The organism is Paenibacillus tyrphae, assembly GCF_024158745.1.
Taxonomy (GTDB): domain Bacteria; phylum Bacillota; class Bacilli; order Paenibacillales; family NBRC-103111; genus Paenibacillus_G; species Paenibacillus_G tyrfis_A.
Window position 1 is genome coordinate 64,564 of record NZ_JAMZAW010000017.1, and the last position, 24,096, is coordinate 88,659.

A 24,096-nucleotide genomic window follows, 5' to 3' on the forward strand; every position below is an offset into this window, starting at 1 on the left:
CAATGAACAATTGGGTCAAAAAAGGAATGGGTCCGCTGGCAGCCGTCATGGCGCTGGGGACGGTTATCTCCGGATGCTCCGGCGGAGGCAGCGCTCCCGCCGACAACAAAGCGGCGGCGCCAAATGGGACACAGACGCCGGCCGCCTCGTCGTCGGAGCCGTGGAAAATCGGCAGCGAGCCGGTCAGCTTCACGCTCTTCGGCAACTACGGCTGGTACACAATGCCTCCTTGGGGTAAAGACGTTTTCTCCAAGCAAGTACAAGAGCAGTACAAAATCAACATTACCGCCATTAACGCCGGGGGCAACGCGGAAGCCAAGCTGAGCACGATGATCGTCAGCAAGGATCTGCCGGATGTCATCTGGGGCGACCGCGACAAGTTCGAGCGGCTGCGCGAGAACGGCGTCCTCGTGCCGCTTGACCCGTATCTGGATAAATACCCGAACCTGAAAAAATGGGCGGGCGACGAAATCCTGAACATGCTGCGCTCCAAGGACGGCAAGCTGTACATGTTCCCGAACTGGTACACAAACAAGCCGACAGGAAATGCCGGCTACGTCATAAATAAGAAAATTTACGAAGAGCTCGGCAAGCCGAAGCTGGAAACGACCGACGACCTGTACAACTATCTGAAGCTCGTCAAAGAGAAATATCCGAACATCATCCCGTTCGAGCCTGGCCAAGCCAAAGAAGGCAAGGGCGTCGACCTACTGTTCTCCGCCTTCGCGGAGAACAACCCGGCGAGCTACGCGGGAACGCTACGCGCCGTGCCGAAGGACGGCAAGTTCACGTCGCTCTTCGCTGACCCGGTGTACAAGGAAGCGATGATCTTCGTCAATAAGCTGCACCGTGAGAAGCTGATGACGCAGGACGCGCTGACGCAAACGGTCGATCAAGTGCGCGAGAAGCTCAACACGGGCCGCGTCGCCGTGTATGCGGATATTACCGCTACCGACTATGCTTCCAAGGCTGACGCCGAGCTTTCCAAGTCCGATCCGAATGCCGGCTACTTCATGATCTGGCCGATCCACAAGCCGGGACTGGACAAGAACAAAATCATGGTGGCCCACTACGACCGTCTGGGCTGGAACGCCGCCGCGATCACGGCGACGGCCAAGGACCCCGAGAAAATTTTTGCGGTGCTGGACTGGATGACCAGCCCGGACGGCATGCGTCAAATCGTATGGGGGCCGGAAGGCATGTATTGGAAAGGTCTGGACAGCGAAGGCTTGCCGAACTTGACGGACAAATTTTTCAGCGAGCCTGCGGAACGCACGAAAAACATGAACGCGACGAACGACCTGCAATTCGTCGGCAACTCGACGTACAACGACAAAATCAAAGTGAAGGCCGAGCTCTCCTTGCCGGAAGAGAAGCGTTCCTGGGAAACGAAATACCAGGACGCCATTACCTGGAAAACACATATGGACTTGACGGCGATGCGCGGGATCGAGCCGCCGCAGGACAGCCCGGAAGGGATCATTCGCGAGCGCTGGATCGAATTGTATAAGAAAGTCCGCGCCCAAGCGATTCTCGCCAAAAGCGAGCAAGAAGTGATCGAGATCATCGATAAAGGCGAGAAAGACGCACAAACGCTCGGCATCGAGAAGCTTAACGAGTATTTGACAAAACGCTGGAAGGAAAACGAAGAGAAAATGAAGAAGAAATAGTCCATGCGGACAAAGCAGGGTGCGCTCTCGGCGCACCCTGAGCTTGTGAGAAAGTGGTCTCAATAGAGGTACATACGGAGGTGGGGTATTCACTGGAGGAGCGTCAGCGATCGCCTTTGTCTGCGGGAAATGTCCGCTGTTAAGCGGCTTCCAATCAATATTTCCCGTGGACAACAGCGACCGGAAGTGAATACCCCGCCCCCTCGTTGCACCTCTAATCTCCATTGATCACTTTCTCAACATTCTGAAGGTGCGCTATCGGCGCACCTGCTTTTACATTTCGTTCAAAGATCCAAGGCAGAGGAGGACCGACATGTACAAAGTGCTGATCGCAGACGATGAGACGCTGGATCTGGAAGGAATGAAGACGTTTATTCCCTGGGAGTCGCTCGGGATGGAGATTGTGGGTGCCGTGACGAACGGGTTCTCCGCTTGCGAGCTGATCGAGACCCAGAAGATCGATGTGCTGGTCACCGACGTCAATATGCCCAACATGTCCGGACTCGAGCTGGCGAAACGCGTGAAGGAACGGTTCCACGACGTGCGGATCGTTTTTGTCAGCGGTTACAGAGATTTTCAATATGTGAAGGAAGCCCTGACCTTGCAAGCTTACAGCTACGTGCTGAAACCGATGAACGAGGACGAGCTGATTCAGTCGCTCGAACGCATTCGGCGCGATCTGGATGACGCCCGCAAACGCGAGCAAGCGGAGCATGAGGTCCGGCAGATGCTGTCGGGCGGCGCACAGCCCGCCCCATCCCCAGCTGTTGATGGCAAGGCCGCGGACGGGATGGGCAAAAACGGGAAGCTGATTCAAGAAATGATCGACATGATGCGCAGCGGACTGGAGCGGCCGCTCACGCTAAAGGAAGTGGCCGATCAATTCTCCTTTTCGCCGAATTACCTCGGACAAATGTTCAAGGAAGCGACGGGTCAGACGTTCCATGAATACCTCGTCGCGCTGCGTATGGAAAAAGCCGGGGAGCTGCTGCGCGATCCGAAGCTGCGCATTTACGAGGTGGCTTATCGGGTCGGTTACCGCTATATGCCTTATTTCAGCAAGCAATTCAAAGAAACGTACCGGATGACCCCGCTGGAATTCCGCAATGGCCAATAATCGAATCCGGTCCGCCCTCCGTTCACTCCGGCGAAGTAGCGCTGCCGCTTCCGAGACGGAAGCAAGATACATGCCCTTCGGGTACAAACTGATGCTGTCGTATATGCTGCTTACCTTGGTTCATGTGATCTTGTTCGGTTATTTTGCCAATTGGATATTTGTGGATTCCGTACGCAAGCAGACGAGCGAGAACGTTCAGGCGGCGCTGCGCCAAATGAAGGACAATATCGAATACCGGATGAAGGATACGGTTCGACTGTCGGATATGATCTACTACGACGAGACGGTCGCTTCCCGGCTGAGAAGATTGAACGAAGGCTACTACGGCTACGAATCGGTCACGCAATACTTGGAGCCCAAGTTCGATAGCGTCATCAAGGCGACGAACCACCGCATCTGGCTCGTCGTTTACTTGCGCAACGAGACGTTGCCTGAAATCTACTCGTTTTATAACGATTCGGACCCGCTGACCTATGCCGGCAAAAGCTACAACATGCTATATCTGAAGCGGATCGCCGACAATTCGTGGTATAAGGATTTTCCCCCGGAGCGTTACGGGGTGACCATGCAGTGGCAGCAGATCGACCGGGATGCCGAGTTCGGCAATATTTCGCTCCTGCGGCGGCTCGTGGATACGGCTTCCTTCGGCCGCCAATTGGATTTCGGCTTCATGCGGCTCACCGTCAAGCTGACGGAGATGTTCGAAACCGTCTCTCCGGACTTCGGGGAAGGCACATCGGTTCGGATCGAGGACGGGAAAGGGCAGATTTTGTTCGAGCGGGGCGCCTGGACGACCGGCCGGATCGCCCAGGTCGGGGAAAGCAATTACTTGACGATTACCGAGCCGTTCCAAGACTTGGATTGGAAGCTTGTAGCCAGCATCCCAAAGGAATCGGTCGAGAAGGATGCGAAGAAAGTGAAGGTGCTGACCGCCGTCATCGGATCGGCCAGTTTCCTGCTCTTTCTGGGTGTAGGCGGCTTCCTGTCCCGCTACTTCTCCAAGCGCGTTTCGCGCATTGTGAGGGTGCTTGATTCGTTCCGTCACGGCAGCTTCCATAAGCGGATACGCTTCAAGGGGAAGGACGAGTTCTCGACGATCTCGCAATCCATCAACGCGATGGCGGAGCATATCGACGGGCTGATTCAACAGGTGTACGTCGCCGGCATCAAGAAGAAAGAAGCCGAGCTGGAATCGCTGCAGGCCCAGATCAACCCGCATTTTCTGTATAACACGCTGTCCTCGATCAGCTTGCTGGCCAAGTTCGGGCAAGTCGATCAGCTGCATCGGATGGTCAGCAATCTGGCGCTGTTCTACCGTCTTTCGCTGAACGAAGGGCGCACCATTATTCCGGTAGCTAACGAGCTGGAGCAAGCGAAAGCCTATCTCGATATTCAAAAGGTGAAATATACCGACCGTCTGGACGTTCTGTTCGAGATTGAGCCGGAGCTGCTGCGCTACGAGATGGTCAAGCTGGTGCTACAGCCGTTTTTGGAAAATGTGCTGAAGCATGCCTGGACGGGCGACCGGGTGCATATCCGGGTGGCCGGCCGCCGGATCGGCGACGATATCGAGTTCCGCATCATCGATGACGGCGTCGGAATGACGCCGGACACGCTGCGGCGTATCTCGCAGTTCGACGACGGCGAAGAAGCCGGGTACGGCATCCGCAACGTTCACCAACGGATCGAGCTGCATTACGGCAAGCCGTACGGCGTAAGCATCTACAGCAAGCTGGGCATCGGGACGTCGGTGACGATCCGGCTGCCGTGCGTGCCGCGGACAGCGCCATACGTATCCAGCCGGGCGGAGCTGGATGCCGGACGGCGTCCGGAGTAGGCGTGGTGAGGTTTGTTCGGCAATTGAAACGAGCTTCCCGTAAGGGGAAGCTTATTTCAATTGCTTGAGTAATTGGCTGACCCTGCCCTGCGATATGCCAATCAGGTTACCCCATTCGGTTTGCGATGCAGATGGATACTGTTCCTTCACTTCGGCCAGACGGAGTATCGTATCCTTAATCCGTTTTCGTTTCGTTCCGGTTACTTGTTCGTTATTCCCGTCTAGCTCCTTTAAACAGGCCCTACAGATAAACCGTCCACGAAAAAAGACAAGCTGCTCGGTGGAGAAACAAAAAATACATTCCTCCGTGCGGTACTTCCGGATCAGCACCTGCCTTTTTTCGTCATCGGCGAAGAACTCAATGGCATCGCCAAAGTCTATATTCAAAGTTCGCTGCAGTTCAATCGGCAGATTAATGCGTCCTAAATGATCCAAATGTCGGACAATACCTGTTTTTTTCATTTTCCCGAACTCCCGTAACCTAGAATAAGCTTAGTCGTGCGCATCCCCGCCAGAGAAAAGGATTAAAATGCCACCGTCAGCTTTTGGAGTTCCATTCCGTTATAGAAGTGATGGACCGCCTTCTCTCTGGGCGCGAACCGTATCATTATCGCTTTTTCAGATATTTTTATCTGTTCGAGATGCTTTGGACATCACGCTTTCTACTACATATAACGATCTATCCCGAGCAAATTTGACGAAAAAATTTACAAAATCAAGAAACTTATTACATATAATGATCGTTCAAACAATTGTATATAAGAGAAATGGTGTTGGAGGAGTATACATGGAGCAATGGCTCACCTTCTTACGTAATAATTTCCATCACCTGGACAACTCATCTCAAGAATTGATCTATCATTCTTTTCGGGAACTGATCTATCACGACATATACTTTTTGTTCAGGGATCACGCCTTAGCCGAAGATGTTGTACAAGAATCATTCTTAAAAGTAGTAGAGAAAGCGCCAAAGCTGGAAAATACTATAAATATGAAAGCTTGGCTCAAAAAAGTGGCCCGGAATACCGCTTACGATTGTTTTAAAAAAAATAAAAAATACCGGCATGTATCCGACCTGCAGCTCGTTAAAGACAGTGAATACTTTTCTCCAACCGAAGAACGCACCGTGGCCGATCAGGTGGAAGAAAAAATCCGTGACGAAATGCTTCATGAAGCCCTTAATCAATTGAACTTCAAATACAGGCATGTGTTGCTTTTATTTTACATCGAAGAAAAATCATACCGTGAAATCGCCCAAGAATTACAGATATCGGAACAAGCCCTCGCTCAAATCCTGACAAGGGCCCGCAAGAAATTGTTTCATTATTTCTCAAGAAAATGGGTTGATCAAAATGAATCATATAGACCATGATGATCACAAGCTGAAGGAATTATTGAAACGTAACTATGCCCGTGTCGAAATCCCCAATGGCGCGGCTTCCTGGCAGCAAGTACAGCACAGGCTAAAAAAGATCGGCCGCCATAATCTGTTCATCCGACGCATCAAGCTAACGGCTGCGATTATCGCCTGCTCTCTGGTCATCAGCTTTTTGATGAACGATAATTTTCCTACATCCTACGCGAATATTGCCTCGCTGCTTAAAAAGGTTCAGGGCAATATAATTGAAATTTTTTATGAAACGCCGCCGGCTCCAGACTCTACACACGCGAAAACAACTGCGCCTCCGGAGGAAAAGCTGCCGACTTCGAATCGCCCTGGCAGCAGCTTCGCTCCCGAGAAAACGAGTTTGGAAGAAGCAAAAAATAAATTGGCCTTCCCTCTCCTGACTCCATCCTATGTGCCTGAAACATTCAGGTTAGATGCCGTATTCGTAACAAAGGAACCGGACGGAACGTATCGTGATGCCTACTTGGAATACCTTGATGAACGTGGAGAGCTGTTAAAGATCAGTCAACGAAAAATCGAAGGAAAAACGGGGGCAATCAAAACCGATATTCATAGCGATTCAGGCGAATTTATTGACGTTTTTGTGGGAGAACATCCGGCGGTCTTATTCGTGGATCGTAAAGGCAGCATAACGAGCTTGGAATGGCTGACGAAAGACCGCATTAAAATCTATATATCCGGCCCCATCGCCAAAGAGGACATGTTAAAGATTGGAGCATCATTACAGTGATAGCGAACAAGGGGGAATCCCCCTGAGCTTGTCGAGAAACCCGCTTCGCGTAGAAAACTCTCTGCATACGCCGGTGGGGTATATCCCCCCAGCCGCTCTTGAAACCCGTGAACTTGATTAGAATTTGCGGTATTTTCACGGGTTTCAAAGGCGGACGTAAACTCTTACGGGATATACCCCACCTCTATTTGTCTGAGTTTTTCTACTTCCAGGGTTTCTCAACACTCTGAAGGGAAGCATCCCCCTGGTCGCTTTTTTCTTTATCCGGAATGAGCAAGGTTGAGGAATAACGAGTACCATCTTCCTTTGTATTACCGTAAGTAATCCAATGGGTCGATTTCGCCCGATAATAATAGCCGCTCGAAACGGACAAATTGTCGATGGTCGTATTCATGCGCGATGCATTGCTCATCTCCGCTTTCTCTCCTGCGTATACGTCAATCCACTCACTTCCCGTCCAACGCTGTAAAACCAGCTGTATCCCGACCGTATCCACTCTACGGGTCGCAATGCTGTCCCCCCATAGACTTGCCTTTCCATTGCCGCTATAACTTATGTAAGCAGAGCCGTTTTCGAGGTAATTATAATTGGGATCAAACGGGGTAAATGTAGTGACAACTTCCGGCGGTGGCGGCGTTCGAGCTGCCATAGCTTGTCCGGGAATTGCCAGAGCAATCGCAAGCACGGCCATGATTACAGTTTTTGCAGCGAATGGTCTCAACACGGATTCCCCCTTAACATTCGATTCATTATCCTTAACGCCTTATCGATTAAAAACTTAACGTTTTATTTTCATCGACCCATCCCAAGCAGCCCAAACGCATGACAACATCAAAAAGCTCGCTCCCGGTCGAACCGGAGGCGAGCTTTTGCATTGCTTTTCCCTTGGCAATTTACCAAGTTAAGGTTTAGTGACGATCGGAACTTCCCACTTCACATCGCGATGCTGCTTTTGCACGGCCTTGTACGTGACCGTCAATTCCTTCGGCTCCTTCTCCAGCTGCGGGATCACCAGCACGCCCTGTTGGCTGACCGTGCCGTCTGCGTTGCGGGTTGACGTTCTTTCCAGCCGTGCCTCGTACTCTTGTCCAGTCTCGTCCTTCACCTGCCACAGGCTCAGCCCGACGACGTCCTTGGCCAGCTCCGCTTGAACCTCGATTACGCCCCCTTTGCCGCTAACAGCTTGATTCCCGATTTTTGCTTCCGCAGGGTCCGTCTTCATGACAAAATTGCTGAAGGTTAGCCGGGTTCCTTGGTCCTCCGCCTGAACCGGCTTTTGCCTTAACTGGGCGGGCGTTAGTTTCGCACTGAAATCGGACAGCTCATTGGTGTAAATAGAGTGCAGCCTGAACGTGAGCTTCCGGTTGCTACTCATCGGCACAAACGTATGCCACAATTGCATGATCCCGTCCTTTCCCATGCCTGAAACCCCGTTCACAATCGTGTTTTTCTCGATGCTCAAGTCTTTATCAAGCAAGCCGTCGTCTTGCGCCGCTACGACTTTCCCTTGTTCGTCGACAAGCTCGTAAGCCACTTTGTATTCCTGAGTGGCACGGCCGAGCAGGAACGGAAAGAATGGCTCCCCTGGTTGGATGTCCTCCGCCAAACCGTTCTTCTCGATAATCTGTTTCTGCCGCTCGCGGACTTCGGACGAAACACGGGTCTCCAGTGACAGCAACGTTGCGCTAGGCGCGAAATCGATCTTCTTGAAGTCGATCATCAACCCTTGCGGCGTCGTATACTGCTGGTCAACCGCTACCGATCGGGTCGCCTTTTTCGCTTTTGCCATGTCGATCGGAACCGTCAGCTTCCAGTTTCCTTCTTTTCCGTCGAGCTTCGCCCAGTGCACCTCGGCGGTCAGTTCGTCCGGCAGCTCTCTTCCGGTGGCAGTCAGCCCGGTCAATTCCTGGCGAATCATGATATACTCGCCTTCTTTACTCATCGTCCATCCCCATCCCACTTCTTCAGGCTTGATGAGAGGCGTTCCGTTTTTGTCCTTAAGGACAAACTCTTCCAATCTGTTTTTCCGTTCTCCCGGCTTTAACATATCGAAATCGACTTTGTTGCCGTTCTGGTCTATCGCTTCGCACATGACCGCAATACGCAGCGTATCCGCCAATACCTCTTTGATCCTAAGCGTGACGCCCTGATCCGTGACGTTGAGATCCAATTGCTTCGCGAAACCTTGCTTGACAGCCTCCTTGATCCCTTGATCCACGTCTTTGCTGCTGCTGAAAATGCTTTTCACATAATCCGCGAACGTCGGCGATACGAAGGTGCCTAGCGATATGGCTACGGCCAATCCGGCCACAACAATGGTTACTTTTTTCAAAATGTCCACACTCCTCTTTTTCCAATTGATACGTTTGGGTGCGGAGACCGGCGTTTCGGCCGCTTGCGGCTGCTCGCCCGGCACGTAAGGGTCCAAGCGGTCCAATATGGCCTGGGTAAATCCATCGTCAGGCTGCACTTCTTCGAGCACCGGATCAAAGTTGTCCAGCGAAGTCAACAACCGTTCCATTTCGTTCCGGCAATCGGCGCAGCTTTCCAAATGGCGTTCCCACTGTCTGACTTCAAACGGAGAAAGGTCTTGGTTCAGTTCCGCGGCCAACCGATCAGCTCTGACGCACTTCATAGATGAACCCCCCCTCTACTCCGGAATTGGACATGCTCTCCCGCAGCTTCTGCCTGGCACGGTACAGACGCATCTGCACCGTGCTTATGGGAACCGAAAGCCGTTCCGCAATTTCCTGATAGCTTAAATGTTGCACATATCTCATCACAAACACCGCGCGCTGGCTCCGATTGAGCTCCATAATCCGCTGCTCCAACGCCTGTCTCCGTTCCTTTTCCAGATAGGCGGTTTCCGGAGTTTCTCCCTGCATGAACTCGGCGTCGAAGCCGGTGATGTCGGGTCTGCGCTTGCGCTTGCGCAGCTCGTCAATGCAGCGGTTGGCCGCGATCCGGTATAGCCACGCGGAAAAACTGTGCCCCGGCGTATACTCGTTCAAATGATTATACGCTTTAATGAACACCTCTTGGGCAATGTCCTGCGTATCCGGCGAATGACCCAGCATGCGCCGAAGCAGGGCAAATACCCTTCCCTTATATTTATCGATAATTTGAGCGAACGCCTGCTTGTCTCCATTCAGAATCCGCTCAACGATTTCGATGTCATTGTCCATTCTAGTCCTCCCTGTCCCAAAAGGTTCGCTGCGCAGCATCTGCCTTTTGCGGCAGTTACACTATGTATGACGCTACCAAACTGGAAACCTTTCTCTAACTGGAAAAATAATTTTTTTGCCGGCATCCGGTTCCTGTCACAAACCGCTCTCCTTGTTCGCCATAACTAGTAACAACGAACTTAAAGGAGGAAATAGCCATGGATCAAAAAGCGTTCGACGCTGCCATAATCGGCGGGGGGCTAGCGGGATGGATCGCCGCTATCGAGCTGTCGCGGGCGGGCAAATCGGTCGTCCTTCTGGAAAAATCGAACCGAATGGGTGGACGGGCGAGAACGGCCGACAAGAACGGCGTACTGTTCAATCTCGGAGGCCATGCACTGTACCGCGGCGGGGAACTGCATGCCTTGCTTCGGGAATGGGGCGTGCCGCTCGAGGGAGGCCCTCCCTCTTCCAAGATATCCGCCATTTGGAGCAATCGGGTCTTCCCCATGCCTGCGAACCCGCTCAAGCTGCTCGCCTCCCGCCTCCTCTCATGGACAGGTAAAGGCGAGCTGGTACGGCTTCTGCTGAAGCTGGGCCGGACCGATACGGACACGCCGGAGAACGCCAGCCTCCGGGATTGGGCCGAGAAGGAAGTCCGCGATCCGATGGTGCGGCATATTTTTTACGCCTTATGCCGGACGGCCACTTACACCCAAGACCCCGACCGGCAATTAGCCGGACCGGTGCTCAGGCAGGTGCGGCGCTCGCTGAAAGACGGCGTGCTTTACTTGAACGGGGGCTGGCAGACGATCGTCGACCGCTTGGAAAAGATGGGCGCTGCCGCCGGCGTTCGCGCGATGTGCGGCAAAGCGGTAAGCGCCATCGAGCAAACGGACGGAGCCGTGAGCCGGGTTGTCTGTGCGGACGGCGAAGCGTTCGAGCTTGCGCATGTGATCAGCACGCTGCCGCCGGCGGACACCTGCCGGTTGGTAAGGAACGCGGAGCTTACTTCGCTGTACCGTTGGAAGAAGGAAGCCCGGCCTTCGATGGCCGCTTGTCTGGACCTCGGGCTGAAGCGGCTCCCCGTCCCCGGCAGAGATCTCGCTATCGGACTGGATCAGCCCGTGTTCTTCAGCAATCATTCGGCAGGCGCGAAGCTAAGCAGGCATGATACAATAGTCGTACATTTGGTCAAATATAACGGCCCCGGCGAGAGCGATCCCAAGGCGGACGAACGCCTGCTGGAGCAAACGATGAGCCTTCTCCATCCGGGCTGGGAGCAGGAGGTCGCGGTGCGGCAGTATTTGCCCAATATCCCGGTCGTCCACGACTATATGCACCTGAAGCGCACAAACCGGTTCCCGGGTCCGGCCGTACCGGACATTCAAGGGCTCTACGTAGCCGGGGACTGGGCCGGTCACGGTGAGATGCTGGCGGATGCCGCGGCGGCGAGCGCCAGAAGGGCCGCACAGCAGGTGCTGGCGGAGCTGAACCGGCCGCGCGCCGAACCGGTTTATGCGGCAGGGACGCCCGAAGAACAGCCGCCGCACGACATTGAAGGGAGCGCTTAGACATGAAACCAGCCGAATCGGCCGAAGAGCTGTACGTTTCTTACAAGCCTCTGTTGTTTTCCCTTGCCTACCGCATGCTGGGAAGCGTGATGGATGCGGAGGACATCGTGCAGGAGGCATTCCTGTATGTGAACGAAACGAAGCTGGATCACGTGCAGAATATGAAGTCCTATCTGTGCAAGCTGGTCACGCACCGCTGCATCGACCGGCTTCGCTCGGCCAGCAAGCAGCGTGAGGTTTATGTCGGTCCTTGGCTGCCGGAGCCGCTGGTTGCGGACAGAGATCAGGGCGGGGAGCCGTCCCATTTCTACTTGCAAAAGGAATCGCTCTCCACCGCTTATCTGCTATTGCTGCAGCAGCTCTCGTGGACGGAGCGGGCAGTATTTCTGCTGCGCGAGGTGCTGCAGTACGAATATGACGAAATCGCCGATATCGTCGGCAAGAGCAACACGAACTGCCGGCAAATCTTCCACCGCGCGAAGCGGGCGGTCAGCGGCTTGCCCGATCCCAGAGACGGACGGCCGTCCAATGCGGCGCCGCCCCGCCGCGGCTCGCATCCTTCACAGGAACAAGCAGGCGACCTGATCGAACGGTTCGTCCAAGCGTTGACCACGGGCAATGTCGGGAAATTGATGGATATTTTGTCCGCGGATGCGGTGCTGTATTCCGACGGAGGCGGCAAAGTTACCGCGGCCGTTCGTCCCGTGCAAAGCGCCGAGCGCATCTCGCGCTTCTTCGAAGGGCTCATGGCCAAGCTGCCCGAGGCGTTCTCCTATCGCTTGGCGGACGTTAACGGCCAGCCGGGCATCGTTTGTTATTCCGGCAAGCAGCCGGTGAATGTCGTTTCGTTCCAGATCCAGGAGGACCGGGTTCATGGCATTTATATCGTCGTGAATCCGGATAAATTAAAGCATGTTCTATAGCCCGTCCGAGGAACCGGCAGGAGATCGACTCTTCTGCCGGTTTTTTGCCGTCTGACGGCATGGATGATACGTTAACCCGAATATGATATAATCAGTTAACAATATTCTGCATCGCTATGCAGGAATGGAGAGAAGCCCCTATGAACAGCATCCGGCTCCGCGGACATCATTTGCTTTGCCTGCTCGGGTACCGTGGAATGGGGTACTCCGAATCGTTTTGCGACAATATGACGGCCGTATACGAAACGCTTCGGAAGCATCCGGACACCCGAATCGAGCTTGTCGAAGGGCCCGATGACATTTGCAGCGCGTTTCCCAAAGATCAGCCCCCGCATTGCGACGGCCATAGCGTATATGACCGGGACGCCCGCGTGCTGGGCAAGCTTGGGCTGCATACCGGCGCCACCATGACGTGGGCGGACATCTGTGCCGCCGTCTCCGCGACCATGCGTCCGGACGACATCGGCCTGCTGTGCTCGACCTGTCCATGGGAGCGCTACGGCGTCTGCAAGGACGGGGTCCGCCTGATCCGCAGCGGTGAGCCGCTGCCCCCGGTCGCCAGCCGGTAACCGATTCGGCCTCAGCAGCCGAAAAAATCGATATAGAGAAACTGGCCCTTTAACATCTAGTCCATCCCGAGGTATGATTAAGAGACGTACTTCTACAAGCAAGGATGGTTGGAACGGAAATGAAAGTCGGTTTAGTTCGGCATTATAAAGTCAAAAAGGATTATCCGTCGCAATTTCTGATCTCGGCCGGGGAGCTCGATCAATGGTTCGCGGAGTATGATGAATCCGACATCGAGCTCGGTCAGACCGATCTGGGCGGCATCGAATGGAACCGCTGTTATGCCAGCGATATGCCCAGAGCGGCCCGCACGGCCGAGCACATTTATGACGGTGAAATTAAGCACTGGAAGATGCTCCGCGAGGTTCCGCCTCCGTCGTTCCGGACGAAGGTACGACTGCCGCTCATGATGTGGGCGGTTCTGATCAAAACCTCGTGGTTCCTAGTACCCCGGTCGATGCCCGAAAGCATGGACGATATCCAAAAACGGGCCGACGCCGTTCTGGACGAGATTTTCCGGCAGGGCGACGGGAACGTGCTTATCGTCAGCCATGCCGCCTTGATGATGACGATGAGAAAAGCTTTGCTTGCGCGTGGTTTCCGGGGTCCGAAGTTCGGTACGCCGGAGAACGGCAAGCTGTATTTGTTCGAAAATTAACGCGAAAGGTGAGTGCCATGGCGAAGAAAAACAAGCCGGCGGCTCCTCCGAGCGCCGCTTCCCAAGACAAACCGGCTACGCTGAAGGATTTGTTGAACCCGGACGTCGTGAGCAAGCTGAAAGCGCAGGCGGATCAGATGAAGGCCGAAGCCGAGGTTCAGCGTGAGGAAGCCCGCAAGCAGGCGGAAGCGGCCCGCAAGGCCGAGCAGAAGCGGCTGGACAACAACTTCGAGTATTTGCTGAACAACAGCGGCATGGACTGGAAGAAGTATAAGTAAGCGGTAAGAACAGTAAAACCTCCAAAATCACGGTCAGACGTGATCTTGGAGGTTTTGTTTTGTTTTGCCTTGAAACCTATCACTTAAAAGGAAACTCTTATGTTGATCTAATGGATTTACATATTAGGAGGATAATTGGTATTTTGTAACATTTGTTTAACAATGAACACAAGATCTTCATCTCTAATATATTCGTCTCCAGCCTGATTAGCTTCATACTTCACTGGATCAACATTTGTGGCAAGCTCACCGTAATAATAGGAATCGATAGCTAAGTCAAGAAGAGTATATTCACCGGATTTATTAACGTCCATGTTTTGCACAATTACCTGATCTTCCAAACATGAGTCAGCCTCTAAATCAAATTCGCGCTCGGTGTCTGCAATTCTACATTTAGTGGCGTCGACTTTCCCTGTACCTACTGCTTTAGCTCGGAATTTTACTTTTAAGAATGGTTTATCATCTTTAATGCCATAGTTCTTCCCTTGGCTTGCAACGATAAAACGAAGTGTGCCATTTTGATCAGTCGGTTCATTATAGACCTTATATCCTGTAACTTCTTCGAAACCAAGATACTCAAATAGATGATTATCATACTTTATTGAAAAGTCTTCTGCATAGATGTTATTTACATTTTTTAAAGCAATATTGGCAACAAATTCCTGTCCAACTTTAACTTTCTCTTCTTTAATATTTATCTCCAATGCCGGTAGCTTAGATTGTACGGAAACCTCATTGGAGTTTCCGCTCTCTCCACCCGCATTAACTGCCGTAACCACATAGTAATAAGTCGTTCCGGCTTTAATGGACAGATCCTCATAAGTTGCTTGAGTTACATTATTTGCTATAACGGTATAAGGTCCGCCTGCTTGTAATGATCTTTTTACATTATATCCCGTAGCCCCGGATACTCCATCCCAAGTCAATCTTGCTTTATTATTTTCTCCAACTCCTACAAGATTTGCAGGTGGCTGTGCCGCTGGATAAGGAAGAGTAACCGAAACCTCATTCGAATTCGCACTTTCTTCGTTGGAATTCACGGCAGTAACCACGTAGTAATATGTTTTTCCAAGCTCTAAAGCCGAATCCGTATAAGTTGTGGCATCCACATTGCTTGCTATTGTGGTATAGGCACCCCCGGATACTTCAGATCTTTTAATATTAAACTTGCCGATGCCGGATGGATTTGACCAAGTTAAAACTGCATTATTTTTATCAAGTACTGCTTTTAACCCTTCTGGTGCCTGTGGTTTATTAGATTCTCCAAATATACTAAATTCATACAATTTCAATGTACTATTAGGTGTATCATTTTGCACTATTACATAGCCTACATTTTTCATATCCACAGGATGTAAGACTTCATCACCTGAAATATATCGTCTGCCGTAAAGTTCTGTGTATGTATCTTTAGCATAAAAACTTAACCACACTTTGGAGGAAGCTTTGGCAGATAAACCAGTAATACTTACCCCGGAGTCTAATTTAAAAGTAACAACTGATGGGTATGGTAAGTCAACTTTAGTATTCGGATCATTATCTGTAGCATTTTTTGTAAAGTTGCTTTCTACAATACTGTGTGGAAAACCGTAATAGGCTTTTGAATCAGCGTTTATTCTGACTTGTGCCGCACTTGCGTATGTAACTTGGAACGCGGAAAAAACTAAAAGTAACATTAAGCTTAATAGTACTTTACGCATATTCAATCTCCCTTCGTTTTGCAATAATTTACATTTTTCGACACTGAATTTATATTATATTGGAAAAAAATTATACTTGCAATGATTTTTCATACCATTTGGATAAGTCTTTAGGATCATAGATTTCATCAAAGCCCTATAAAAGAGTCAAGATATACAAACTCCGAAAACCTGCATCAACCGGTTTCTAGTGGTCAACAGTTCCTTTACTGTCTATCCGAAAGTCTCAGGTGTGGGAATTTCACAAAAATTTAAATGTTTAGATCCACTCAAAAATTAAGAGGAGGGTAGTTTCGCCCTCCTCTGTGTTGCAATGCATTTACTATATAAATTTAAGCAGCAAATTTTCTTTCAAAATGTTTCTTCTCAATTCTTCGGCTCCAGTTTGCGAAGCTCGTTATCCCCATGGAAAGCGGCCGGGTAGTACAAGTCGTCGCCTACGGAATACAGCGACATGGCGCGTGCATTGCCCAGAGCGGTATGTCCGGTGCCGTCGATGCGGATTTTCTCGATCGATGCCGAGCCCATGATTCCGAAGGAACCGCGGATAAAGTAAATCCAGCCGTCCCGGACCCAAACGGAGTAAGCCCCTGCCGAACTGATCTGCGTCCGCTGCGAGCCGTCGGTTTTCATTTTGAAAATGCCGAGGTTTTTATCGGCCGCCTTATCGCGGGCCGTATAATAAATCCAGTCATCCACGACGTTGATGGATAACGCGTTATCTTCCGACAACGTCTGCTTCCTACTGCCGTCCAGCTTCATCTTAACAAGACTGTTCGGTCCGTAGTATTTGTTCGCCGGGTTCATATAGATCCAAACGCCCTGTACGGCCAATTGTCCGCCGTTCGCGATGTTTAGTGCAGCGGTTTGCTTGGCATCGGCGCCGGGTGCTTTTTCGCAGGCTTGCACGCCGAAGCCGTTCGTCGCGTCCCAGCTCGTCGTCCAGCCGAACGCATCATGGGTATAGTTCCAGGTCATCGGAAAATAAACGATGTTCCGGAAAAGCAGGAGCGGGTATTGCTCCTCCGCATTGGAGATCGCTTTGCCGTTCACACTGACCGGAAAAGGCACGAGCGTTGCCTTCAGCTCTTTCTCGCTGTTCTCCTGGGAAGTCAGATCTTGGCAGACGACAGGATCACAGGATTCCTGCTTCCCGATCGCAAGTCCGTTCACGGGGTCCCAAGCGGTGGTCATACCGAGCGCCCGGGTATAATTCCACGTCATCGGAAAATACGTAATATCGCGGTACAGCAGCAGCGGATACAAGCTGTGTTTGTTATCGACGACCGACCCGTTCACGGTGACGGGAAAGCCCGGGGCCTTCACGATCGGAGCGGATGGCGCTCCCGCGGCGTAAGACGACGGCTGGCTTGCCATAAACAACAGTCCGGCAGCCAATATTTTTCTAATTTCATGGTGACTCCTCTTCGTGGTCCAAAGTTTGTTATCTGCTTAAACGCAGAAGCCACCGTATTTGTTTCGCTATTAAAAGATTACAGCCGCAAAATGGGCCTGCTAGGAGCACGAAACGTAAACACGAAGAAACGGCCTCGCACCAAGCTTCATTCCTTCTTGGGAGACCGCCTCTCATTTATAGGGCGCTGCTATTTATTGAATTTTTGCAGCCTTTTGTAAAAGGTGCTCCGGGGAACGCCCAGCATTTGGGCCGCTGCGGTGACGTTGCCCTTGGTCTGCTGCAGCGCCTCGGTCATTTGCTCCCTCTGGATCTGCTCGCGCAGCGACAGCGCCATTGGCGGGGCTGGGGTCGAGTCCGGCAGGGCCGGCTGCGGACGGAAGCCGTCGAACCGGCTCAACGCTTCGCACGGATCGGCATCCGCCCCCTGCGTCATAATATGCAGCCGTTCCAAAACGTTCATCAGCTCCCGAATGTTGCCCGGCCAATCGTACTGCATCAACCGGTCGAAGAAGCGCTGCGGAAGCGGTATCGCCCAAGCCTTCCGGCTGCAATAAAAGCGGACGAGGTGCGGAATATCTTCCCTTCTTTCGCGCAGTGGCGGCGCCTTGACCGGATACACGTGAAGCCGGTAGTACAGGTCCTCGCGAAACTTTCCTTCCTGCACCAGTTGCCGCAGGTCGCGGTGGGTCGCCGTAATCATCCGAAAATTGAGCGGGACCTCCTGCGTTCCCCCGACAGGCGTCACTTTCCGTTCCTGCAGCACTCGCAGCAGCGCCGCCTGCATGGAAAGCGGAATTTCCCCGATTTCGTCGAGAAAAATCGTTCCGCCGTTCGCCTGCTCGAATTTTCCTTTGTACCCGTTCCGCCGGGCCCCGGTAAAAGCCCCTTCCGCATAGCCGAACAGCTCGCTTTCCATCAGCTCCTTGGGAATTGCGCCGCAGTTGACGGCCAAGAACGGCCCCGTCCGGCGGGGGCTGTTCTCGTGGATGGCTTGGGCGATCAGCTCCTTGCCCGTCCCGGTCTCCCCCAGAATGCAGACGCTGGCGTCCGTAGGCGCGACCCGTTTCATGTCATCAATCGTTTGCCGGAATGCCGCGCTCGTGCCAATCTCCCCTTGAAAGACAAAGGATTCCGCCACCGCTCCCCTCGCAACCGACTGCGGAAAATATACCGGCTTGGAGGCGCCCGATAGCGTTTCCTGCAAATAGACACAGGTGCCGATCAGCCCCCCGTGCGAATCCGACAGGACCGGAACGGTCATCCGGGCTTCTAGCCCGAATCCGGCCAGCTCGTCAGCCTTTAAGCCGGCCCAAGCCGGAATACGCCGGCGGACCGCCCTGCTGGCGCAGACGAACCCATGTTTGCTGCTGCAAACAACCACGGGCTGATCGGTTTCCAGCCGATCGGCGGTTTGACGAACGAGCTCCATCTCGTCTTTGTGCAGCCGTATGCTGAGATCGCGTTCGATCGCATAGGCGACCGAAGTGACCATGCCGAGCATATAAGGATGGGCGCGGTCCACCGGACAGGAAACGTCCAGAACGCCGATGATCTGGCCGTCGTCGCCGCGGATCGGGGCCGCCGAGCAGCTCCAGCGGTGGGAAGCGATCGAATAATGCTCCGACCCCGTCACCATGAGGGGCTCCCCGGCCAACAGGGCGGTTCCGATGGCATTCGTGCCGACCTCGCCCTCCGTCCAGCGGACGCCTTCGACAAAGTTGATTTTCACCGCTTCTTGGCGGACATGGAGGTTTCCGGTCATCGACAATACGTAGCCTTCCGGGTCAATGAGAAGCGCGATCATGCCCAGGTCGTCGATGAAGCCGTTCATGCGCTCCAGATGCGGCTGCGCCATATCCCGAAGCAGGGCGTTCTTTTTCTTCTGGGAATGAAACCGGTCATTGGTTAAAACAAGGCGGCCTTTATCCAGATGAGGATTGACGCGCGCATCCCGGGAACGGTACCAGGATTCCACGATTCGTTTGTTCAGCCGGGACGCATCCAGAACGCCTTCGTTGACGAAACGCTCCCATATGTTTAAACTCAATGCGGTTTCAAGCATAAGACCCTCTCCCCTGAATGTATATTTTGAGATATAATTCAAAGTCAGCTTAGGGCTGTACGAGCGTGAGACATGTCACTTTGATTATAAACGATTAAGATAGCGCTTACAATCAAACCTCGGTCTCAGATTCGCGCACCGGATAAGCGTCAGGGCTTGGGAGAGACAAGTATTTTGATCTGTTCCTTGCTGCCGACCAATTCCTCGAAACCGTCCGGGACCAAACGGTCCAGCCGGATCTTTTTCGTAATTAATTCGTCGACCCGCAATCGGCCTTCCGAGATAAGCGAGATGACAGCAGGGAAAATATTACGGTACGCAAGCACGCCCTTCAGCTCGCGCTCTTTCAGCACAAGAGTATTCGGAGCGATCGACGCCGGTTTTTCCCAGATGCTTACAATCACCGTCTGGCCATCGGTTTTCGTGCTGCAGATCGCATCGTTCAGGCAGACTTCGATGCCGGTAACTTCGAAGCTGACGTCGACGCCGCCGGGAACGAGCCGGTGCACCGCTTCGACCGCGTTATCCTTTAACGGGTGGATGACATGATGAGCGCCCAGCGCGAGCGCCGTTCGTTGTCTGGCTTCGGAAATTTCGACAGCAATAATCCGGCTGGCGCCTGCCGCGCGGGCGGCTTGAATAACGAGCAGGCCGATGGGACCCGCCCCGTAAACGACACAGCTGTCGCCGGTCTTAAGCCTGCTTTGCCGGACGGCATGAACGGCGACGGCCGCAGGTTCCACCATGGCGCCTTGCTCGTAGGTCATGGAATCCGGGAGCTTATGAACCATGCTCTCTTTCACCGAGGTGATCTCGCTGAATCCGCCTCCGCCCCCGCTCAGTCCATGGAAGCCGAGCTCATCGCACACGTTGTATAAGCCTTGCCGGCACGGAAGGCACGTTCCGCACGCGAGAATCGGCTCGACCGTTACCCGGTCCCCGACTTTGAGCTTCGTCACTCCTACGCCGACCTCAACGACTTCGCCTGCAAACTCGTGCCCCAGAATGACGGGAGCCCGTTCGTTCGTCAACGGGTGGGGCTGATCGGGAATGAAGATCGGCCCGGCCAAATACTCGTGCAAATCCGTTCCACATATGCCGCACCACTCGACCCGAATGTTGACCATGCCCGGCCGGACCGGCGGTTCCGGCGCTTCCTCCGTACGCACATCGCGAATGCCATACCAAAATGCTGCTTTCATCGGTGGACCTCCTTAAACATGTACCGCGTGGCCGATGGCGCCTAGAATGGCTTCGTGAACCGCTTCGGACAAGGTCGGGTGAGCGGCGATAAAATGCTCCATCATATCGGCGGTCATCTCGGTGTGCAGCAGGACGGCGCCTTGGCCGATCAGCTCCGTCGCTTTCGGACCGACGATGGAAATGCCGACAATTTCATGGTATTGCGGCTCCGTCAGCACCTTCACTCTGCCGACCGGTTCGTCCAGTATCAGCGCTTTGCCGTTGGCGGCGAACGGAAATTCCCCGACGCGGATGTCGCCATACCGTTCTCTGGCTTGCTTCTCGGTCAAGCCTACCCCGGCAATTTCCGGGGAGGTGTAGATGCAGCGCGGAACCGCCCGGTAATTGACCTTCGCATCCGCTCCGGAAGCATGAAGCGCTGCGACGGTGCCCTCGTGAAAAGCGACATGCGCGAGCTGAATGCCCCCGATGACGTCGCCGCAGGCATAAATGTGGGGAACGCTGGTCTGCATATGCGCGTTGACTTCGATCCCCTGCCTCGTATAACGGACCCCGGCGTTTTCCAGACCGAGCCCGTCCGTGCGCGGCTTTCTCCCGATCGCGACAAGCACGCGGTCGGCGGTGCCTTCGAACACCCGGCTCTCGGTTTCGAAAACCGCCAGCTTCTCCTCCGGCTGCAGCCGCTTCACGGAAGTGGATGTATACACCTTCACGCCCGCTTTCTCCAGCTCGCGCTGCAGGACGGCCGCCGTGTCCGCGTCTTCACCCGGAAGCAGCTGGTCGGCCATCTCGACCACGGTCACCCGGCTTCCGAGACGGCTGTAGATGCTCGCGAACTCGCAGCCGATGACGCCGCCGCCGATAATAAGCAGGGAAGCCGGAACTGCAGGCAGCGACATCGCCTGGCCGCTGTGAATGATCCATTCCCCGTCGAAGGGGGCAAAGGGCAGAGCGACGGGCTCCGAGCCTGCGGCAATAATGAAGCGGTCCGCTTCCACAGCCTCCTGCTTGTCACCCTGTATGACGTGCAGCTTACGGTCCGTAACGAAGCTTGCTTGCCCCCGAAGCACTTTGATTTTATTTTTTTTCATCAAGTAGCCGATCCCCTGCACCAGCTTGCTCACAATCCCGTTCTTATAGCTCTGCACCGCGTTCCAATCGACCTCGACCCGATTCGCAGGCAGCATTACACCGAACCGGCCGGCGTGCTTGACTTTATCCAGTGTATCCGCGCTTTCCAGCAGCGATTTGGTCGGCATGCAGCCTTCATTCAGGCACGTTCCTCCCAGCTCCTTCTGCTCGATCAAGGTCACCTGCTTCCCCTGCCCGGCGGCGGTGATTGCCGCCACGTACCCGGCAGGACCTCCTCCGATAATGGCTACCGTCTCCATGGTATGGCCTCTCCTTCCCTACAAAACAAGCCGGTACGGGTCTTCCAGCGCGTCCTTCACCGCACGCAGGAACTCGGCGGCCGGCGCGCCGTCCAATACCCGGTGGTCGAAGGTCAGGCTGAGCGGCAGCAGACTCCGGCGCTGCAAGTCGTCTCCCTTGTAGATCGGCATCTCCGCCACGCCGCCGACGCCGAGAATGCCTGCTTCGGGCGTGTTCAGAATCGGCGTGAAATAATCGATGCCGTAAGCGCCGAGGTTCGTGATCGTAAACGTCGAGCCTTGAAGGGCGTCGCTTACGAGCTGGCCGCTTCGCGACTGCTGCGCCAGCGCCTTGATTTGGCGCGACAGATCCAGTACGGAGTACTGATCGGCATGGCGGATGACCGGAACGACCAAGCCTTTGTCCAAAGCGACGGCGATGCCCAAATGCACGTGGTCGAACATGTGGATACGGTCGTCGATATACGCGCTGTTCATCTGCTTATGCCGCTTGAGCGAAAGGACGACGGCGCGGGCGATGAAATCGGTCACCGTCAGCTTGACCTCGTGCTGTCGCTGCGCGGTTTCGCTCATCTGCCTCTGCAGCGCGAGCAGATCGGTGACGTCGGCCCGCAGCGTCAGCGTCAGTTGGGCGCTATGCTGCAAGCTGTCGTGCATCCGCGTCGCGATGACTTTGCGGATGCCGGTGACCGGAATTTGCTCCGAGTGCTCCACAAAGCTGGACGAGGCGGTAGCCGCATTTGTCCCGGCGGATGAAGCAGCTGCTTCCCCGGCAGAAGCAGGTGCAGACGGCGCGGAAGGTGCGGCCGCCGCGTTGGCGATGGCATGCTCCACATCCTCTTTCGTAATTCGTCCCTGCGGACCCGTTCCCGTTAGTTTCGCGATATCCAGCCCCGCCGCTTCCGCCATTTTGCGGGCGACCGGGGAAATTTTGATGTCCCTGCCGTGTGGAGGAGCTTCGACAGGTGCTGACCCGCCCGCCGGAGCCGAGTCCGGTACTGCGCCGCCTGACGGAGAGCCGTCAGCAGTTGGGCCCTCCGCCGCCCCCGCAGCCGCGGTGCCGACTTGCTCGCCGGGCTGGCCGATGTAGCCAATGACCGTGCCCGGCGGCACGCCTTCCCCTTCGGGAACGGCGATCTTCAGCAGGACGCCGTCCGCAGGCGCTTCCAGATCCGTCTCGATTTTTTCCGAGCCAATATTGGCGATGATTTCCCCTTTAGTCACCGAGTCGCCCTCTTTCTTATGCCAGAGGGATACCGATCCTTCCTTCATTGCCATGCCCAGCTTGGGCATAACCACTTCTACAGCCATGGCGATCTTCTCCTATCCGGGTTAGTCTGGGTCCGTCTATACGGCGAGCAGCGATTTGTCGCCGAGCAGCTCGGCGACGACTTCAACCACTTTTTGCGGCGTCGGCAAATAAATGTCTTCCAGCGGCGGCGAGAACGGCACGGGCGTATGCGGCGCGGTGATCCGCTTGATCGGCGCATCCAGGCTGTCGAACGCCTTATCCGCGACAAGGGCGGCGATATCCGTCGCGATGCTGCAGCGAGGATTCGCTTCGTCGATGACGATCAGGCGGTTCGTCTTCGCCACGGAAGCGAGAATTGTATCCTCATCCAACGGGGACAGGCTGCGCGGATCGACGACTTCCGCTTCGATGCCTTTTTGCGACAGTAGCCGGGCGGCCGTCAGCGCCGTCTGCACCTGCTTGCCGATCGCCACGATGGTCAGGTCCGAACCGGCCCGCTTGATGTCGGCTTTTCCGAGTGGAATCGTATAGTACCCTTCGGGCACCTCGCCAGTCGCGTTATACAGCGTTTTATCTTCAAAGAAAATGACGGGATCGTTATCCTCGATGGACGCGAGCAGCAGCCCTTTGGCATCGTAAGGGGTCGAAGGGACGACGACTTTAATGCCGGGAATGCTGGTGAACAGCGCATACAGGCTCTGCGAATGCTGCGCCGCCGCGCGGAAGCCGGCCCCGTGCGTCGTACGGATCGTCACCGGCACCTGAGCCTTGCCCCCGAACATGTAGCGGAATTTGGCCCCTTGGTTCAACACCTGATCCAGACAGCTCCCGATAAAATCGTTAAACATCAGCTCCGCGATCGGGCGCAAGCCCGTCGCAGCCGCAGTCATCGCCGCGCCGATATATCCCGCCTCGGTGATCGGCGTATCCAGCACCCGGTCGCGGCCGAATTCTTGCACGATACCTTTCGTAACGCCCAGCACGCCGCCCCATGCTTCATCGTCCTGCAGATGGTCCACGGCAGCCCCGCCGGCCACGTCCTCGCCCATCAGAATGACGTTTTCGTCCTTGCGCATCGCCAGCTTCATCGCCTCGTTGATCGCCGCGGACATACTGATTTTTCTTGTCATACCGGTTCCTCCTCC

At 54.3% G+C, this 24,096-nt stretch carries 21 protein-coding genes; 10 read left to right on the top strand and 11 right to left on the bottom strand.

What is annotated here, in order from left to right:
- Positions 1 to 2 precede the first annotated feature (2 nt).
- The 3 genes from NI000_RS23930 (at position 3) to NI000_RS23940 (ending at position 4,624) form a co-directional block, all read left to right on the top strand.
- Positions 3 to 1,670 carry an extracellular solute-binding protein gene (locus tag NI000_RS23930; RefSeq protein ID WP_253413905.1) on the top strand — a complete coding sequence of 556 codons (1,668 nt, stop codon included), beginning with the start codon at positions 3 to 5 and terminating at the stop codon, positions 1,668 to 1,670.
- A 313-nt stretch (positions 1,671 to 1,983) separates the two neighbouring features.
- Positions 1,984 to 2,787, top strand: coding sequence for a response regulator transcription factor (locus tag NI000_RS23935; RefSeq protein ID WP_253413906.1), 804 nt, complete (start codon positions 1,984 to 1,986; stop codon positions 2,785 to 2,787).
- Positions 2,777 to 4,624, top strand: coding sequence for a sensor histidine kinase (locus NI000_RS23940; RefSeq protein WP_253413907.1), 1,848 nt, complete (start codon positions 2,777 to 2,779; stop codon positions 4,622 to 4,624). The genes NI000_RS23935 and NI000_RS23940 overlap by 11 nt, the downstream gene beginning before the upstream one ends.
- Before the next feature lie 51 nt (positions 4,625 to 4,675).
- Here NI000_RS23940 and NI000_RS23945 read toward each other — a convergent pair whose 3' ends face one another.
- A complete protein-coding gene (locus NI000_RS23945) occupies positions 4,676 to 5,086 on the bottom strand; it encodes an AbrB/MazE/SpoVT family DNA-binding domain-containing protein (protein WP_253413908.1) in 411 nt (136 codons plus the stop codon).
- A 325-nt stretch (positions 5,087 to 5,411) separates the two neighbouring features.
- Here NI000_RS23945 and NI000_RS23950 point away from each other — a divergent pair, with 325 nt between their 5' ends.
- Together NI000_RS23950 and NI000_RS23955 are read left to right on the top strand one after the other, a co-directional pair.
- Complete coding sequence (locus tag NI000_RS23950) at positions 5,412 to 5,996, top strand: RNA polymerase sigma factor (protein ID WP_253413909.1); 585 nt, start codon at positions 5,412 to 5,414, stop codon at positions 5,994 to 5,996.
- Positions 5,977 to 6,762: a DUF4367 domain-containing protein gene (locus tag NI000_RS23955; RefSeq protein ID WP_253413910.1), complete on the top strand. Its 786-nt coding sequence runs from the start codon at positions 5,977 to 5,979 to the stop codon at positions 6,760 to 6,762. The genes NI000_RS23950 and NI000_RS23955 overlap by 20 nt, the downstream gene beginning before the upstream one ends.
- A gap of 202 nt (positions 6,763 to 6,964) precedes the next feature.
- Here NI000_RS23955 and NI000_RS23960 read toward each other — a convergent pair whose 3' ends face one another.
- The 3 genes from NI000_RS23960 to NI000_RS23970 form a co-directional block, all read right to left on the bottom strand.
- Positions 6,965 to 7,483 (bottom strand): hypothetical protein, encoded by a 519-nt coding sequence (locus tag NI000_RS23960; protein ID WP_253413911.1) that lies wholly within the window; start codon positions 7,481 to 7,483, stop codon positions 6,965 to 6,967.
- Between the two features lie 180 nt (positions 7,484 to 7,663).
- Positions 7,664 to 9,397, bottom strand: a complete 1,734-nt coding sequence (locus tag NI000_RS23965; RefSeq protein ID WP_253413912.1) for a DUF4179 domain-containing protein — start codon at positions 9,395 to 9,397, stop codon at positions 7,664 to 7,666.
- Positions 9,378 to 9,947 (bottom strand): RNA polymerase sigma factor, encoded by a 570-nt coding sequence (locus NI000_RS23970; protein WP_253413913.1) that lies wholly within the window; start codon positions 9,945 to 9,947, stop codon positions 9,378 to 9,380. Before NI000_RS23970 ends, NI000_RS23965 begins: the two co-directional genes overlap by 20 nt.
- Before the next feature lie 197 nt (positions 9,948 to 10,144).
- Here NI000_RS23970 and NI000_RS23975 point away from each other — a divergent pair, with 197 nt between their 5' ends.
- From NI000_RS23975 to NI000_RS23995, 5 genes are all read left to right on the top strand, one after another.
- The gene (locus tag NI000_RS23975; RefSeq protein ID WP_253413914.1) at positions 10,145 to 11,500 is read left to right on the top strand and encodes a phytoene desaturase family protein; all 1,356 of its coding nucleotides are present in this window, start codon (positions 10,145 to 10,147) and stop codon (positions 11,498 to 11,500) included.
- A gap of 2 nt (positions 11,501 to 11,502) precedes the next feature.
- Entirely contained in the window at positions 11,503 to 12,423 is a 921-nt protein-coding gene (locus tag NI000_RS23980; protein ID WP_253413915.1) for an RNA polymerase sigma-70 factor, read from the top strand.
- Between the two features lie 140 nt (positions 12,424 to 12,563).
- Positions 12,564 to 12,992, top strand: a complete 429-nt coding sequence (locus tag NI000_RS23985; RefSeq protein WP_253413916.1) for a DUF1284 domain-containing protein — start codon at positions 12,564 to 12,566, stop codon at positions 12,990 to 12,992.
- 119 nt (positions 12,993 to 13,111) lie between these two features.
- Positions 13,112 to 13,648 (top strand): histidine phosphatase family protein, encoded by a 537-nt coding sequence (locus NI000_RS23990; RefSeq protein ID WP_253413917.1) that lies wholly within the window; start codon positions 13,112 to 13,114, stop codon positions 13,646 to 13,648.
- A gap of 17 nt (positions 13,649 to 13,665) precedes the next feature.
- Complete coding sequence (locus tag NI000_RS23995) at positions 13,666 to 13,926, top strand: YqkE family protein (protein ID WP_010495955.1); 261 nt, start codon at positions 13,666 to 13,668, stop codon at positions 13,924 to 13,926.
- A gap of 116 nt (positions 13,927 to 14,042) precedes the next feature.
- On the opposite strand, the gene NI000_RS24000 is transcribed toward NI000_RS23995, so the two are convergent.
- The 7 genes from NI000_RS24000 to NI000_RS24030 all read right to left on the bottom strand — a co-directional run bounded on the left by NI000_RS24000 (position 14,043) and on the right by NI000_RS24030 (position 24,081).
- Positions 14,043 to 15,626 (bottom strand): cohesin domain-containing protein, encoded by a 1,584-nt coding sequence (locus tag NI000_RS24000; protein ID WP_253413918.1) that lies wholly within the window; start codon positions 15,624 to 15,626, stop codon positions 14,043 to 14,045.
- A gap of 366 nt (positions 15,627 to 15,992) precedes the next feature.
- Positions 15,993 to 17,003, bottom strand: a complete 1,011-nt coding sequence (locus tag NI000_RS24005) for a DUF5050 domain-containing protein (protein ID WP_253413919.1) — start codon at positions 17,001 to 17,003, stop codon at positions 15,993 to 15,995.
- Positions 17,004 to 17,230: 227 nt separating this feature from the next.
- On the bottom strand, positions 17,231 to 19,105 hold the full coding sequence (locus tag NI000_RS24010) for a sigma-54-dependent Fis family transcriptional regulator (RefSeq protein ID WP_253413920.1): 1,875 nt from the start codon (positions 19,103 to 19,105) through the stop codon (positions 17,231 to 17,233).
- A 149-nt stretch (positions 19,106 to 19,254) separates the two neighbouring features.
- Positions 19,255 to 20,307 carry a 2,3-butanediol dehydrogenase gene (locus NI000_RS24015; RefSeq protein WP_253413921.1) on the bottom strand — a complete coding sequence of 351 codons (1,053 nt, stop codon included), beginning with the start codon at positions 20,305 to 20,307 and terminating at the stop codon, positions 19,255 to 19,257.
- A 12-nt stretch (positions 20,308 to 20,319) separates the two neighbouring features.
- Entirely contained in the window at positions 20,320 to 21,699 is a 1,380-nt protein-coding gene (lpdA, locus tag NI000_RS24020; protein ID WP_253413922.1) for a dihydrolipoyl dehydrogenase, read from the bottom strand.
- 18 nt (positions 21,700 to 21,717) lie between these two features.
- Positions 21,718 to 23,010: a dihydrolipoamide acetyltransferase family protein gene (locus tag NI000_RS24025; RefSeq protein ID WP_253413923.1), complete on the bottom strand. Its 1,293-nt coding sequence runs from the start codon at positions 23,008 to 23,010 to the stop codon at positions 21,718 to 21,720.
- Positions 23,011 to 23,046: 36 nt separating this feature from the next.
- The gene (locus tag NI000_RS24030; protein ID WP_253413924.1) at positions 23,047 to 24,081 is read right to left on the bottom strand and encodes an alpha-ketoacid dehydrogenase subunit beta; all 1,035 of its coding nucleotides are present in this window, start codon (positions 24,079 to 24,081) and stop codon (positions 23,047 to 23,049) included.
- Positions 24,082 to 24,096: the final 15 nt, after the last annotated feature.